Below are 14,495 nucleotides of genomic sequence, written 5' to 3'. Positions count from 1 at the left end.
GCCTCTTGTGTCCAAGTCAGCGGTTTCTATTTTTTCTCATCTTAAACCCATTATTCCCGTCAGTCAAGTAGGCTTTCAAAACCAAACTCTTTTTTCGATAATAAAAATAATTATTTTATAATCATTATAAAATAATATTGACTTTTTACTGATAGGTGATATTATGTTTTTATAAATCTAAAGAGGTGATCACATGAGTTCAAATAAATTGACAACCAGCTGGGGCGCTCCTGTCGGAGATAACCAAAACTCAATGACGGCCGGCGATCGCGGTCCTGCTTTAATACAAGACGTCCATCTGCTTGAGAAATTGGCGCACTTTAACAGAGAACGCGTTCCCGAGCGTGTCGTTCACGCAAAAGGCGCGGGCGCACACGGTTATTTTGAAGTCACAAATGACGTTACAAAATATACGAAAGCCGCATTTCTGTCAGAAGTCGGTAAACGCACGCCGCTCTTCATCCGTTTCTCAACCGTTGCGGGCGAACTGGGCTCTAGTGACACAGTGCGCGACCCGCGCGGATTTGCCGTTAAGTTTTATACAGAAGAAGGAAACTACGACATCGTCGGAAACAATACACCCGTGTTCTTCATCCGCGATGCCATCAAGTTCCCTGACTTTATCCATACACAAAAAAGAGATCCGAGAACACATCTGAAAAATCCGACGGCCGTTTGGGATTTCTGGTCTCTGTCGCCGGAATCCCTGCACCAGGTAACCATTCTGATGTCAGACCGGGGCATTCCGGCGACTCTTCGCCATATGCACGGATTCGGAAGCCATACATTTAAATGGACAAATGATAAAGGCGAAGGCGTCTGGATTAAATATCACTTTAAAACAGAGCAAGGCGTGAAAAACCTTGATGTTAATACAGCCGCAAAAATCGCGGGTGAAAATCCCGATTACCATACGGAAGATTTGTTCAATGCGATTGAAAACGGCGATTTCCCCGCATGGAAATTATATGTTCAAATCATGCCGTTAGAAGACGCAAACACATATCGCTTTGATCCGTTTGACGTCACAAAAGTATGGTCTCAAAAAGATTATCCGCTCATTGAAGTCGGCCGCATGGTTCTGAACCGCAATCCGGAAAATTACTTTGCGGAAGTAGAACAGGCGACGTTCTCTCCCGGCACATTAGTCCCCGGCGTCGACGTCTCACCTGACAAAATGCTTCAAGGCCGGTTGTTCGCATACCATGACGCGCATCGCTACCGTGTCGGCGCGAACCATCAGGCGCTGCCGATCAACCGTTCCCGCAATGAAGTGAAAAACTATCAGCGTGACGGACAAATGCGTTTTGATGATAACGGCGGCCGCTCCGTCTATTACGAGCCTAACAGCTTCGGCGGCCCGAAAGAGTCACCTGAAGATAAACAGGCGGCATATCCTGTATCAGGTTTCGCTGACAGTGTAAGCTATCATCATCATGATCATTACACACAAGCCGGCGACCTATACCGCCTGATGAGCGAGGAAGAGCGCGCGCGCCTTGTCGCCAATATCGTCAGTGCGATGAAACCTGTGGAAAAAGAAGAAATTAAGCTGCGCCAGATCGGCCACTTCTACAAGGCTGATCCTGAGTACGGCAGACGCGTTGCCGAAGGACTCGGACTGCCATCACCAAAATAACATCAAAAAACCTGCCGATCTGCCCGGCAGGTTTTTCCTGTTTATTATCAATAAAACCTGTTTTTTCTCAATTACACGAAGTGGCATGCCGCAAAATGATGAAGCCCTTTTTCTGACAGCGCCGGACTTTTCTCAGCACATATCTTCTTGGCTGCCGGGCATCTCGTTCGGAATTTACAGCCTGAAGGCGGATCAGAGGGGCTCGGTATATCACCCTTTAAAATTATCCGCTCCCTTTTCGCTCCGGGATCAGGAACAGGCACGGCTGATAACAGCGCTTTCGTATAAGGGTGAAGCGGCCGTGAAAAGAGCTCCTCTTTTGACGCGTATTCCACAATCGTCCCTAAATACATAACGGCGACCTTCGTACATAAGTGCTCCACCACGCTTAAATCATGAGAAATGAACAAATATGACAGCCCGTGCTGTTTTTGAAGGCTGCTGAACAAATTGATCATCTGCGCCTGGATGGAGACATCTAACGCCGCCACGGGTTCATCCATAATGATAAATTGCGGCTTGAGCGCCATCGCTCTTGCAATCACGATCCGCTGCCGCTGCCCTCCGGAAAATTCATGCGGATATCGATCGATAAAGTTTGCGGAAAGTCCACAAGCTTCAAGAACTTCCGCCGCTTTATCACGCGCGTTCCGCTTCACCGCCAATTGATGCTCGATCATCGCTTCACCGATGGCTTCTCCGATCCGGCGCCGGGGATTTAAAGAACTGAACGGATCTTGAAAGATGAGCTGCGCTTCGGATCTGAAAGTTTTGAGCTCGCGCCGGCTCATCCGAAACACATCACGCCCCTGAAAAAACACCTCTCCCTCTGTTTTTTCATGAAGCCTCAAAATGGTCTTGCCGATTGATGACTTTCCGCTGCCCGATTCTCCCGCTAAGCCGAACACTTCTCCCTTTCCTATCGTAAAACTGACACCGTCAACTGCTTTTACGGGATTTTTGCGGGTCTTTCTCATCCCCCCATGCTCCTCGTAATATTTTTTCAGCCCCTTGACCTCCAGCAACACATCACTCATCTGCTTTCTCCTCTCTGTAAAGCCAGCACGCCGCCTGATGCCCCTTCCCGAATTCAGTAAAATGCGGGCTCGATTTCCGGCATATTTCCGTGCTGTGTTCACATCGGTCCGCAAAATAACAAGACGATCCCGACAGGTCCGCAAGCTCGGGGACCTGCCCCGGAATGGTGTACAGCATCTCCCTTCTTTGACCGATAACCGGCTTGGCCGCGAGCAGCCCTTTCGTATACGGATGCTTCGGATCAGAAAACAGCTTTGCAACCGGTCCTTCCTCCACAATTTTTCCCGCATACATGACAATCACATAATCAGCCATTTCGGCAACCACGCCAAGGTCATGAGTAATGAATAAAATAGACGTGCGAAATTGCTTTTTCATATCCCGCAATAAATCCAATATCTGCGCCTGAATGGTTACGTCAAGCGCTGTCGTCGGCTCGTCGGCAATGATCAATTTCGGTTCGCAGCTTAGCGCGACAGCCGTCATGATGCGCTGCAGCATGCCGCCGCTCAGCTCATGAGGATATCGGTGCATAACCTGCTCGGCATGCGGGATCTCCACTAACGTGATCAGTTCAACGGCCTTCCGCCATGCTTCTTTCTTACTCAACAACAAATGTTCGCGAATCGGTTCGGTCAGCTGCTCACCGATTGTAAACACCGGATTCAAAGATGTCATCGGTTCCTGAAATATCATCCCGATTTCGCTGCCGCGGATTTTCTGCATGTCTTTTGGTTTCAATTCCAACAGGTTCCGTCCGGAAAAATGCACCGCTCCCCGTTCGATTCTCCCCGTCTCGGGAAGAAGCTGCATAATGGACAATGACGCCATGCTTTTCCCGCAGCCGGACTCCCCTACAATACAAACCGTTTCCTCCTCATGTATCGTAAAGCTGACATCGTCCACGGCCTTTACCGCCCCCTCCTCTGTATAAAAAGCTGTTTCCAAATGCCTCACTTCTAAAAGCGGTTTTTTCATTTCATTTTCACCTGCCGTTTTACCTTAGGATCAAAAGCGTCTCTTAAACCGTCTCCAAGCAGATGAATCGCCACAACGGTCAGAAAAATGGCCGTTCCCGGCGGAATCCACAGCCACGGGCGGAGTGTAAAATCCATAAAATGATTCGCCGCTTCCATCATGTTTCCCCAAGAAGGTGTGGGCGGAGCAACGCCAAGCCCGAGAAAACTCAGCGCCGATTCACTCAGCATCGCTCCCGCCACATGCAAAGTCGCCGCTACCAGTAATAACGGCAATGTATTGGGAAGCAAATGATAGAGGATTTTCCGTTTATCACTAAGCCCCAAAACTTCCGCGGCCATCATAAACGGCTGCTCCTTCAGCGACAAAATCTGTCCGCGTACAAGCCGCGCCAAACCGGGCCATCCGATCAGGCTTAACATCATCATAATCAGGTACATTCTGTATTCAGAAGGCACTTTCCACTCCGACATCACCGCAGCCAAAATCAAAAGCAGCGGCAGGCCCGGGATGGACATGAGCATATCAGCGATGCGCATAATGATCATATCAGCGGCTCCCCGATAAAATCCGGCCGCAGCCCCGAGTAAAGAACCGATGACAAGCGACAGCACCATTGAAGCAAGCCCCACAGTCAGAGAAATCTGCCCCGCCAGCATCAGCCTCGTCAGCACATCTCTCCCGTACTGGTCGGTTCCCAGCCAATGATGGATTCCCGGCTGCTGATTGGCATTTGAAATATCCGTCCGATCTGTTATGTACGGAGAAAAAGACGGCCCGATAAAGCACAATAAAAACATAAAACATAAGAAAAGAAGACTGATGACCGTCAGCTTATGCTGCAGCAGGCGGCGGTACGTCTGCTTCCAAAGAGAAGGCGGCAACTCTTTTTGTTTTTTCATTCCAAACACCCCCTATTTCAGCCTGACCCGCGGATCAACCGCGGCATAAGCGATATCCGCCAAGAAGTTCCCCGCAATCGTTAAACAAGACAAAAACAAGGTAAACGCCATCAAAACCGGATAATCACGATAATGCACAGATTCCAGCTGAATACGTCCGACACCCGGCCACCCGAAAATCTGTTCAATAATGATGGCTCCGGAAAACAGTCCCGGCAGTTCAAAAGCAAGCAGGGTGATGGCCGGAATGAGCGCGTTTTTCAACGCATGTTTCCAGATGACGGTGCGCTCTTTCAATCCCTTTGCTCTCGCCGTTCTGATATAATCCTGTCTGATCACGTCCAGCATGCCGGAGCGGAAATACCTTGTCAGCGAGCCGATGCCGAGCATAGATAAAATCACGACCGGAAGAATCATATGTCTGGCGGCTTCAAGCACGTACGAAAAACCTGTACTCGTGCTTCCGGTATCAATCATCCCGCCGACGGGCAATACTTTCAAATCCACCCCAAACCACTTAATAAACAGAAGGCTGATAAAAAAAGACGGGAACGCCATGGAAGCAAAAACAAGAAACGTCACGATCCCGTCAAACCATGAGTATTTCCTGACAGCGGATATGACACCCGTTATCATCGCGGCTGACCATGTGACAAGCAACGCCAAAAACGCGACAAAAAACGAATTCCAGACATATTTCCGAAGCAGTGACAGGACGTTCTCCTGATATTTCAAAGAAAACCCAAAATCTCCGCTGAGCACATTTCCGAGCCACGTCACATAGCGCTGCCAAATCGGCTGATCCAGCCCGTAAAGCGCTTTTAACTCCTTCGCTCTTTCCGGAGTCAGATTGACATTGGAATCAATATAGTCGCCCGGCAGCATGGCGAATAAGAAAAAAATAATAAAGGACGTACCGAATAAGATTACAAGCATTTGAATGAATCGTTCTGCGGCATACCGTTTCATAAAAAGCCCCTCCTTTCCGCTGAAAGGGCAAAATCCCCAGGATGCACCGGGTATTTTGTCCAACCGTTCTATTGAATTGAGACATTTGAGAGACTTGAACTGATTCCAGAATAATTGTCAGGCTCAAGCCCTTTTATTTTTCCGCTGACCGCCCTTGCGCTCTGACGGTAATGAATCAGAATGTAAGGCGGGTTTTCCCCGAGCTCCCGGTACAGCTGGTGATAAATCTCTTTTCTTTTGCTGATATCAAGCGTGCCGGCTCCTTTCTCTATCAGCCGGTCCGCTTTCGGATTGGAATATCCCGTTACATTATTGGGATGGCCGGAAGCCAGCTTTTCCACCGTGTCATTCGGATCAAGAATCTGCGAGGTGGAAACGGCGGCAAGGTCATATTGTTTGTCATTTATTTTCGCTACTTCTGTATTAAAATCCATCACTTCCGGTTTTAATGAGATTCCGATGTCCGCGTAATTTTCTTTCGCGATCGGGATGAAATCATCATCCGCTTTAGACGTGTAATAGCTGATTTCAAGCTTTTTGCCGTTTTTTTCACGTACACCGTCTTTGCCCGTTTTCCAGCCTGCTTCATCAAGAAGCTTTTTGGCTTTTTCAGGGTTAAACGCATACCGATTGACACCTTTGTCATCATAAGCCCACGAAACCGGAGACACCGGAACATTCGCGACCTCTCCGTAGCGTTTAAAGCGGACATCGACGATTTTTTGACGGTCAAGTCCGTAAATAAGCGCCTGGGACACTTTCTTATCTTGAAAAGGCGGACGCTTGTGATTGACGTACACAAGCCCGTAATCATTCACGACAGATACGCTTATATTGGCAAAACCGAGACTTTTTAAGTGCTGAACCGTATCATCATCAGGTGAGAAAGAAGCGTAATCAAGGTCACCCGTTTCAAACAGCTGAAGGGAAGTTGACGGATCGATAATTTTATAAATCAGCTTTTCCGTTTTCGGTTTTCCGGCATAATAGTGTTCATTAGCCTGATAGCGTATTTCCTGTCCCGGAAGATATTCTGTAAATTGGTAAGGCCCCGCTCCGAGCGGTTTGGCATAAAGCTCTTTTAAATAGTCCAGTTTGCCGAATCGATAATTCTTTCCGTAGTAAGCTTCTGACAGCACCTGCCCGCCTAAAAGAAGCAGCGACTTCGCACTGACTTTCTCAGTCGTGATTTGAATGGTTCTGTCATCAAGGACGCGAATGCCTTCTATCGTCTTTGCCTTTCCTTCTTTGTAAGCCTTGCCGCCTTTAATATAGGCCGTGGTGATATCTTCATAGCCCGCGTATGCAGGATCATGCAGCAGTGTTAAAGTGAATGCGGCATCCTTTGCGGTCAGCGGTGAACCGTCACTGAAAACGAGGTTTTTTCTTAAACGGAACGTGTAGGTAAGCTGATCTTTGGAAACTTTCCAGCTTTCCGCAAGAGCCGGGGCAGGCTTCCCCGTTTTATCCAGTTTGACTAACGGTTCAAAAATAGGATCTGTCGCATTTCCGTCCCAGCCGTTTTCGTAAAAGTACGGCAGAAACACACCGCCCGGCGCGGAAATCCCAGCAACAAAAGTGTCAGTTCTGGCTTTCGATTTAGCGGGAATCGCCGCCGGATGAGAAGCTTTAAATTCCTTTGTCTTGACATGGGCGATACGTGTTTCTTCCTTTTTATCCGCCGCAGATGACGGTTCTTCTCCGGCACTCCCTAACGCGCACCCTGATAACATGATGGATACCGACAGCGCGAGTACCGTTGTTTTTATCCTCCATCTTCTCTCCTTCATCTTTATCGAACCCCCGCATGCTTTTCATCTATCTTTATATAAATCTGCTCCATCTGTTTCTCATTTCTCATAATCTCCCGTTTGTTTTTCTCTACAAGCAGTTCGAAATTCAATGTGCGTTTTCTGTACTTTTTTCGTTTTTTGCTCTTTTTGCGCACATGTGATACCTTTTTTAACGCCACTTTTCATCCCTCCGCTTTTCATTTCATTCAATGACTTTCACGCAAAAAAGGCCCTTATCTGTTTAAAAGATAAGAGCCTTCGGTGATCCGATCAGCCATCGTTTGGAAATATGTAATGATTATGTTAATTCATATAATCCCTACCTGTCAACTATAATTTAAAATATCGTTTCCTTCCGGGGGTTTTCCTCATACACTCTCTCATTTTTCCGCATATGCTAGAAAACATAGCAGATTACAAGTGAAAGTGAGTGAGAATGTGGAAAAGACAACATTGACCGGTCGCATCGTCAAAAAAGATGACCCGGACTATAATGCTGCGAGAACCAATATCAATTTAAGCCTGCAAAGATATCCAGACATCATTGTGTTTTGTCAAAATAAACATGACGCCCTCAATGCGCTGAGATGGGCACGTGAGAACAATGTGCCTTTCCGTATCAGAGGCGGAAGACACAGCTACGAAAATTTTTCCCTGTTAAATGACGGACTAGTCATTGATCTCAGTGAAATGAAGAAAATAAGAGTAAATGAGGATAAGCGGCTGGTCTCGATTGAAGCGGGAGCCGAATTGGGGGAAGTCTACCGGACACTCTGGCGGTACGGCTTGACCCTTCCTGCGGGAACCATTGCGAATGTGGGAATCACGGGGCTGACGCTCGGGGGAGGAATCGGATATTTAACAAGGACAGCCGGACTTACTTGCGATCGTCTCCTCCAGCTCGAAATGATCATAGCGGACGAAAAAGCGGGTGCTGAATTGATCACAGTCAACCGTTCAAAGCACTCTGATCTATTTTGGGCGTCTCAGGGAGGAGGGGGAGGCAACTTCGGCATTGTCACATCCATGATGTTTAAAGCCGTGCCGATCTCGTGCGTGTCTGTTTTTTCTGTCACTTGGGGCTGGGATGATTTCGAGGAAGTATTTAACACATGGCAGCGCTGGGCTCCATTTACAGACAACCGGCTTACCTCATCAATTCAGTTTTGGCCTAAGGAAGTCAACCGCATAGAAGCGCTCGGTCAATTTACCGGGACAAAGGATGAGCTGAAAGAACTGCTGGCTCCGTTAATGAAAGCGGGAAAACCGACAAGCGGCATGGTCAAGACAGTGCCATTTATTAAAGCGGCAGCCTTTTTTAACAGCCCGGGAGGCAACCAGCCGCAAAAGATGAAGCGGTCAGGATCCTTTATTGAAAAACCATTATCAACACGCGCGATTTCCACTTTAAAGCGCTATTTAGAGCACGCTCCGAACGAAAACGCCAGTGTCTGGCAGCAATCTCTCGGCGGGGCGGCCGGACGGATCGCTCCGGACCAAACGGCATTCTACTATCGTAACGCAATCATTGCCCAAGAATATATTACAACTTGGACATCTGCTGAAGAAGAAAGACAAAATGTCCGCTGGATCGAAGGATTGAGAACGTCCCTATCAAGAGAAACGATGGGAGATTACGTGAATTGGCCTGATAGAGAAATCAGAAACTGGCTGCAAACATATTACGGAGAAAATGTTCACCGCCTCCGTCAAGTCAAAACGAAATATGATCCCGAAAATATATTCCGCTTTGAGCAGAGCATTCCGCCGCTTCGCCGTTCACCGTTTTTCTAAAAAAGATGAAGATGGGCAAACTCCATCTTCATCTTTTCTTTTATTGATATAAGCGGCTTCCCTTCTCTGCAAACTCTTTTGCTTTTTCTTTCAGCCCTTCATTGACGGCCTCGTCTTCAGTAAGTCCGTTTTCCTTCGCATAATCACGAATATCCTGAGAAATTCTCATGCTGCAGAACTTCGGACCGCACATCGAACAGAAGTGAGCCGTTTTTGCGCCTTCAGCCGGCAGCGTTTCATCATGATATTCCATTGCTCTTTCAGGATCAAGCGACAAATGAAATTGATCACGCCACCGGAATTCAAACCGCGCCTTAGACAGAGCATCGTCACGGATCTGTGCACCCGGATGCCCTTTAGCAAGGTCTGCGGCATGTGCCGCGATTTTGTACGTAATGACGCCTTCTCTTACATCATCACGATTCGGCAGCCCCAAATGCTCCTTCGGCGTGACATAGCAAAGCATCGCCGTCCCGTACCAGCCGATCATCGCCGCGCCGATTGCTGAAGTAATGTGGTCATAACCCGGAGCGATATCCGTCGTTAATGGCCCGAGCGTGTAAAAAGGCGCCTCTTTACAAATTTCCAGCTGCTTGTCCATGTTTTCCTTAATTTTATGCATCGGCACATGACCCGGTCCTTCGATCATCACTTGCACATCGTGCTTCCACGCAATCTCCGTCAATTCTCCGAGAGTCTCCAATTCCGCAAACTGCGCTTCATCATTGGCATCCGCAATCGAACCGGGGCGAAGCCCGTCACCAAGTGAAAAAGCGATATCATAGGCCTTCATGATTTCACAAATTTCTTCAAAATGCGTGTACAGAAAGCTTTCCTGATGATGAGCCAGGCACCATTGCGCCATAATCGCCCCGCCGCGGGATACGATTCCCGTCGTGCGTTTGGCCGTTAACGGGACGTAACGAAGCAGTACGCCGGCATGGATGGTGAAATAATCCACGCCCTGCTCCGCCTGCTCAATCAATGTGTCACGATAAATGTCCCACGTTAAATCCTCGGCAATGCCATTAACTTTTTCAAGCGCCTGATAAATCGGCACCGTCCCCACAGGCACGGGGCAGTTGCGGATAATCCATTCACGCGTCGTATGAATGTCTTTTCCCGTGGATAAGTCCATCATCGTATCGGCGCCCCAGCGAATCGCCCACGTCATTTTTTCGACTTCTTCTTCGATAGAAGATGTAACAGCCGAGTTGCCGATATTGGCATTAATTTTCACATGAAAATTCCGGCCGATAATCATCGGCTCGCTTTCCGGGTGATTGACGTTAGAAGGAATAATCGCCCGTCCGCTCGCCACCTCTTCCCTGACAAATTCGGGAGACACATGCTCACGTATTGCGATAAACTCCATTTCCGGCGTAATGATGCCTTTTCTCGCATAATGCAATTGTGTTACATTTTTCCCTGGCTTGGCCCGAAGCGGTTTCCGCTGTAGGCCGGGGTATTCGGCAGTATGATCTTCTTTTTTATAACCGTTGTCTTCAGGCTTCACGGTCCGGCCGTTATATTCTTCTACATCTCCGCGCCCGGTAATCCACTTTGTGCGGAGCGCCCCCAGCCCTTCATGAATATCAATTTGTACATCCGGGTCTGTATACGGCCCGCTCGTATCATAAACACGGACCGGCGCATTCTCCTCTTCCCCGAATGCCCCCGTAGTCGCACTCAGGCTGATTTCCCGCATCGGCACTCGTATATCGGGCGAAGAACCTTCTGCATAAACCTTTTTACTGCCGGAAAAACTCGACATAATGGAAATGTTCGCTTGCTGTACTGATTGATTTTGCATACAAATCTCTCCTTTATCATTTGAATAACAGAACCAAGCTCAGCACCAGCACAAAAAAACCGGGTTCAAAGAAGAACCCGATTTTGCAGTCAGAAAGAAACTATTATTGTTTTCCTCAACAATAATAAAACCTCTACTTCCCCACGCTGGTACGAACCAGATCAGGTCCAAAGGGTTAAGAAGCCGCCGCTTCTCTCTCAGCCCGCTCAGACGGGCACCCCCAGTAACTATTGATTTCGCTCTCATCGTAACACAAGTTGTGTACAAAAAAAAGCATATTATCAAAATTCAGATAACGGGACAGTCATAAGCTCTGTTTCCCGAATGCCTTCTTCGGTATTAAAAACCCGATAACCCTTTGCGGTTTCCCGGGAAGAGACAGTCCGGAACAGCTGACCGTCTTTATAATGAAGCGCAGCGCCGTCATCAGCGGCATAGCCCTCCCTGAGTTTCTTTTCTGAAATCAGACGGTGATACACCGGCCGGCGCTCCGCTTCTCCGTCATAGTGCGGACAAAAGCTGCCCGGCAAAAATCCTAAAGCTCTTAACTCTCTCAAATCTCCAGCTGAATCCGTCAATCCTTCTTCATACCAGCAAATCGCCCCGGCGCTAAGACCCGCCAACATGATGCCGTTTTCCCAAGCCTCACGAAGAATAAGGTCAAGCCCCCACTCTTTCCATAAGACAAGCATATTGCGCGTATTTCCGCCTCCGACATATATAATATCTTTCTTCATGAGAAAGGATCTGAGATCAGAACCCGGCGGTTTAAACAGCGATAAGTGATCCGGCTCACACCGCGGCTTTTGAAAGGCCTGATAAAACCTGCCGATATAATTCTCCGAATCTCCGCTTGCCGTCGGCAAAAAACAAACTTTCGGCTTTGACCGCACCGACTGCTCTAAAATATACTGATCCAGCACAAGATGATCCGGCTCCATGGAAAACCCCCCGCCGCCCATTGCAATAATCTGCTTCAATGTCATCACCTCTTTTTTCCTCTAGTATAACAGCTCATAAAAAGGCGTTATCCCAATTTCGGATACCGCCTATAAAAAGTATTTGTTATCTAAAAAATGAAAACGCACCGTATAACACAACGGAGATCCCCGCGGCGATAAGCGCCGGAACAAGCTTCGAACGGGCATACTTCACAACATCGATCCCCAACACCGTACAGGTTGTCACCGTATTATCACTGAGAGGAGAAGCAAACGCTCCAAATGTTCCGCTCGCAAACACGGCCCCGATCGCTAATAATAAGCTGGTATGTGACTGAACCGCCAGCGTTACGCCGAGCGGCATTAAAAGCCCCCAAGTCCCCCAGGATGACCCGATAAAATAGGATATAACAGCCCCCAGTATAAAAAGAGACGGCGCAATAAACATATGGGGGATCCAGGACGTTAAATGAGAAGTAACATATTTCGAGAATCCCAGGTCTTCAGATACTGCTGTTACGGCCCAAATCAGCGATAACATAATAATAACGTTGACCAATTCGTTTCCGCCCTTAATAAAATGGGTAACAAGCTCGCCTGCATGAAAACGCTGAAACATAAAAAGAGCAAATGCTGCAATAACCGCTGCCAATAATGCGGTTAACATGACGCCAAGCATATCGCTTTTGATAAAAGCATTCAAAAACCCTTGTGCTTTTGAATGGCCGTCCCACCAGCTGAGAAAGAGTGTTAATAGCAAAAACAGCCCGATCGGAATGATTAAATTCCACGGCCGAATCGGTGTTTCCTTAATATAAGCACGGTGCGCCGAATCCAGCTCCTCCTGCTGGTCAGCATGCTCATCACTTTCGAACATTCCCGTATGTCCACCGTGAATATCTGAGATCGTCCCTGTTTCCATGTTGAATGAACCTGAGCCTTTTGAAAGCAACACACCGCTGTTCCGCGGAATCGGTTCCGTATTTTTGTTATGTTTGCGAGCAGAAGTTTGTCCGCTCTTTTCTGTTTTTTCTAAGCTTTCGTCCGCTTTTTGTTTCTTAAAAAAGCAGTAATAAATTCCGACTACTATAATCACAATGGAGAAAAAATTGAAGGGAATACTTTTCACATACACCGTGTAAGCCGGCTGATCTATTCCTGACGTTTTGAGGGCCTGTCCGATAATAGAAACCATGTAGCCGACAAATGCCGTTGCTATCGGAATCAAGGCAATGACAGGGTTTGCCGTGAACTCAATGGCATACGCAATTTTCTGTTTCGACAGGTCCAGACGCTTACTTAAAGCTTTCATGATCGGTGCAATTGTGACGATGCGAAAGTCCGGTTCACTGAACGTGCCAAATGTCGACAGCCATGCAAGCAGCATCGCGCCTTTTTTGGTTTTAACTTTTTTACTGATCAAATGGACGAATCCTTTTATCCCGCCGGTCAGCTTTATAATCCCTACAAGGCCGGCAAATGAATATAGAAACACAATGATTCTAATATTATTGGTGACGACAATATTACTGATTATATATTGAACCATATGTTCAATCCCGCCAAGCAAGCTGGGATGCAAAAGATAGCTTCCGACCAGCAAACCGACAAACAGACCGGATTGCACTTGCTTTGTAATGATTGAAATGGGAATGACCAGAATAAATGGGATAAGACAAGCCCAAGTCCCTTCCATATAAAACACCTCTTTCAAAGAACTTCTTGTTAGTATCTTTGAAAAAAGCGGATTTATACAATCTGCACGCGTATCATGTTTTCACAAGCCTTGGAGGATATTTTCATACAACAAAAAAGGCTTCTACAATATGTAGAAGCCTTTGTATACCGGTGGCCGGGGTCGAACCGGCACTCCAGAAGGAACACGATTTTGAGTCGTGCGCGTCTGCCAATTCCGCCACACCGGCATGTAATGCGTCGTGTTCAACCGACGTATATAAATATAACATGTATTTCATAAAACGTCAACGATTTTAGCAAAGTTTTTTAAATGATAATGCAGTATATACGATACAAGCAAGAAACTTATATTGATAGTCATTACGTTTTTATTATATAAAAAAAGTGATCTGCAATATGCAAATCACTCTCATATATGTTTTATAATGTGAAAACTGATGACCAATTTAACATAGTTCGTTCAAAGTTAAATTGGTGCCGAGGGCCGGACTTGAACCGGCACGGTAGTCACCTACCGCAGGATTTTAAGTCCTGTGTGTCTGCCAATTCCACCACCCCGGCAATAGAAAGGCGACACCCGGATTCGAACCGGGGATAAAGGTTTTGCAGACCTCTGCCTTACCACTTGGCTATGCCGCCGTAATTTGGAGCGGAAGACGGGATTCGAACCCGCGACCCCCACCTTGGCAAGGTGATGTTCTACCACTGAACTACTTCCGCAACATGTAAAAGAACTTAATACATCTTATGCTGTTGTTTTTAAAAAATGCAACTGGGCTAGCTGGATTCGAACCAACGCATGACGGAGTCAAAGTCCGTTGCCTTACCGCTTGGCTATAGCCCAATGATAAAATGGGGCGATTGATGGGAATCGAACCCACGAGTGCCAGAGCCACAATCTGGTGCGTTAACCACTTCGCCACAACCGCC

General features: G+C 47.3%; 11 protein-coding genes, 6 tRNA genes and 1 riboswitch. Of the genes, 2 read left to right on the top strand and 15 right to left on the bottom strand.

The genetic code is table 11. From position 1 onward, the window contains the following. Positions 1-193 precede the first annotated feature (193 nt). The gene (gene katA, locus SB724_RS00085) at positions 194-1,639 is read left to right on the top strand and encodes a catalase KatA (RefSeq protein ID WP_052827198.1); all 1,446 of its coding nucleotides are present in this window, start codon (positions 194-196) and stop codon (positions 1,637-1,639) included. Between the two features lie 71 nt (positions 1,640-1,710). Here katA and SB724_RS00080 read toward each other — a convergent pair whose 3' ends face one another. From SB724_RS00080 to SB724_RS00055, 6 genes are all read right to left on the bottom strand, one after another. Beyond that, positions 1,711-2,676 (bottom strand): ABC transporter ATP-binding protein, encoded by a 966-nt coding sequence (locus tag SB724_RS00080; RefSeq protein ID WP_130571239.1) that lies wholly within the window; start codon positions 2,674-2,676, stop codon positions 1,711-1,713. Further along, positions 2,669-3,655 carry an ABC transporter ATP-binding protein gene (locus SB724_RS00075; RefSeq protein ID WP_410569670.1) on the bottom strand — a complete coding sequence of 329 codons (987 nt, stop codon included), beginning with the start codon at positions 3,653-3,655 and terminating at the stop codon, positions 2,669-2,671. Before SB724_RS00075 ends, SB724_RS00080 begins: the two co-directional genes overlap by 8 nt. Continuing rightward, a complete protein-coding gene (opp4C, locus tag SB724_RS00070; RefSeq protein ID WP_265972381.1) occupies positions 3,652-4,557 on the bottom strand; it encodes an oligopeptide ABC transporter permease in 906 nt (301 codons plus the stop codon). Before opp4C ends, SB724_RS00075 begins: the two co-directional genes overlap by 4 nt. 12 nt (positions 4,558-4,569) lie before the next feature. Next, entirely contained in the window at positions 4,570-5,526 is a 957-nt protein-coding gene (locus tag SB724_RS00065) for an ABC transporter permease (protein ID WP_410569668.1), read from the bottom strand. Between the two features lie 68 nt (positions 5,527-5,594). Continuing rightward, the gene (locus tag SB724_RS00060) at positions 5,595-7,316 is read right to left on the bottom strand and encodes an ABC transporter substrate-binding protein (RefSeq protein WP_410569666.1); all 1,722 of its coding nucleotides are present in this window, start codon (positions 7,314-7,316) and stop codon (positions 5,595-5,597) included. A gap of 2 nt (positions 7,317-7,318) precedes the next feature. After that, positions 7,319-7,498: an FbpB family small basic protein gene (locus SB724_RS00055; RefSeq protein WP_007610206.1), complete on the bottom strand. Its 180-nt coding sequence runs from the start codon at positions 7,496-7,498 to the stop codon at positions 7,319-7,321. 259 nt (positions 7,499-7,757) lie between these two features. On the opposite strand from SB724_RS00055, the gene SB724_RS00050 reads away from it, so the two are divergent. After that, positions 7,758-9,113, top strand: coding sequence for an FAD-binding oxidoreductase (locus tag SB724_RS00050; RefSeq protein ID WP_088462397.1), 1,356 nt, complete (start codon positions 7,758-7,760; stop codon positions 9,111-9,113). Positions 9,114-9,153: 40 nt separating this feature from the next. Here the strand turns inward: SB724_RS00050 and thiC are convergent, their stop codons facing one another. The 9 genes from thiC to SB724_RS00005 all read right to left on the bottom strand — a co-directional run bounded on the left by thiC (position 9,154) and on the right by SB724_RS00005 (position 14,494). After that, on the bottom strand, positions 9,154-10,926 hold the full coding sequence (gene thiC / locus SB724_RS00045; RefSeq protein ID WP_082997745.1) for a phosphomethylpyrimidine synthase ThiC: 1,773 nt from the start codon (positions 10,924-10,926) through the stop codon (positions 9,154-9,156). A 121-nt stretch (positions 10,927-11,047) separates the two neighbouring features. Then, positions 11,048-11,158, bottom strand: a riboswitch (TPP riboswitch). A gap of 49 nt (positions 11,159-11,207) precedes the next feature. Then, the gene (locus SB724_RS00040; protein WP_410569663.1) at positions 11,208-11,906 is read right to left on the bottom strand and encodes a Type 1 glutamine amidotransferase-like domain-containing protein; all 699 of its coding nucleotides are present in this window, start codon (positions 11,904-11,906) and stop codon (positions 11,208-11,210) included. A gap of 85 nt (positions 11,907-11,991) precedes the next feature. Next, positions 11,992-13,563, bottom strand: coding sequence for a Na+/H+ antiporter NhaC family protein (locus tag SB724_RS00035; protein WP_410569661.1), 1,572 nt, complete (start codon positions 13,561-13,563; stop codon positions 11,992-11,994). 147 nt (positions 13,564-13,710) lie between these two features. Next, positions 13,711-13,792, bottom strand: a tRNA-Leu gene (locus SB724_RS00030). A gap of 245 nt (positions 13,793-14,037) precedes the next feature. Beyond that, positions 14,038-14,126: transfer RNA gene (locus tag SB724_RS00025), tRNA-Leu, on the bottom strand. A gap of 7 nt (positions 14,127-14,133) precedes the next feature. Then, positions 14,134-14,204: transfer RNA gene (locus SB724_RS00020), tRNA-Cys, on the bottom strand. A gap of 6 nt (positions 14,205-14,210) precedes the next feature. Next, positions 14,211-14,285, bottom strand: a tRNA-Gly gene (locus tag SB724_RS00015). 52 nt (positions 14,286-14,337) lie between these two features. Further along, a tRNA-Gln gene (locus SB724_RS00010) sits at positions 14,338-14,409 on the bottom strand. Positions 14,410-14,418: 9 nt separating this feature from the next. Further along, positions 14,419-14,494 (bottom strand) — tRNA-His (locus SB724_RS00005). Position 14,495: the final 1 nt, after the last annotated feature.

The organism is Bacillus sp. SIMBA_031, assembly GCF_046535225.1.
Lineage (GTDB): Bacteria > Bacillota > Bacilli > Bacillales > Bacillaceae > Bacillus > Bacillus velezensis.
This window is presented reverse-complemented; position numbering and strand designations above follow the sequence as displayed.

Excerpts from the sequence above, each read along its gene's own strand:
- katA (WP_052827198.1), top strand. The coding sequence starts at position 194 with ATGAGTTCAAATAAATTGACAACCAGCTGGGGCGCTCCTGTCGGAGAT.
- SB724_RS00080 (WP_130571239.1), bottom strand. The coding sequence starts at position 2,676 with ATGAGTGATGTGTTGCTGGAGGTCAAGGGGCTGAAAAAATATTACGAG.
- SB724_RS00075 (WP_410569670.1), bottom strand. The coding sequence starts at position 3,655 with ATGAAAAAACCGCTTTTAGAAGTGAGGCATTTGGAAACAGCTTTTTAT.
- opp4C (WP_265972381.1), bottom strand. The coding sequence starts at position 4,557 with ATGAAAAAACAAAAAGAGTTGCCGCCTTCTCTTTGGAAGCAGACGTAC.
- SB724_RS00065 (WP_410569668.1), bottom strand. The coding sequence starts at position 5,526 with ATGAAACGGTATGCCGCAGAACGATTCATTCAAATGCTTGTAATCTTA.
- SB724_RS00060 (WP_410569666.1), bottom strand. The coding sequence starts at position 7,316 with ATGAAGGAGAGAAGATGGAGGATAAAAACAACGGTACTCGCGCTGTCG.
- thiC (WP_082997745.1), bottom strand. The coding sequence starts at position 10,926 with ATGCAAAATCAATCAGTACAGCAAGCGAACATTTCCATTATGTCGAGT.
- SB724_RS00035 (WP_410569661.1), bottom strand. The coding sequence starts at position 13,563 with ATGGAAGGGACTTGGGCTTGTCTTATCCCATTTATTCTGGTCATTCCC.